The sequence below is a fragment of the Pseudomonas sp. SIMBA_067 genome (assembly GCF_046534675.1).
Taxonomy (GTDB): Bacteria; Pseudomonadota; Gammaproteobacteria; order Pseudomonadales; family Pseudomonadaceae; genus Aquipseudomonas; species Aquipseudomonas putida.
Genome location: NZ_JAWRYH010000382.1, coordinates 1 through 274 on the forward strand (window position 1 = coordinate 1; position 274 = coordinate 274).

At 56.2% G+C, this 274-nt stretch carries 1 protein-coding gene; it reads right to left on the minus strand.

The window, feature by feature from the left end:
• Positions 1 to 274 (minus strand): hypothetical protein (locus SB765_RS29535; RefSeq protein ID WP_410932478.1); only part of this gene is annotated, 274 nt, incomplete at both ends.

Consider the following 274-nt stretch of genomic DNA (forward strand, 5'->3'; position numbering starts at 1 on the left):
CGTCCAGCGCCAGGCTGGAAAGGTAGTCATTCAGGCCAAACAGCACCTGCTGACGGGCATCACTGATGGTGTGCTTATTGCGTAACGCCAGGGTGATCGCCGCTTTTGGCTCGCTGGCGTAATAACGACTGGGCATCCAGTAAATACGCATATCGTCCTGGTTATCCAGTCTCACCGGATGCTGATACGTTTTGCCGTCTGACGGTAACAGGGTGAAGTCGTCCGGGATATAGGGGTTTAGCACGGGCATCGCCAGCGTAATCTGGCTGGCGCG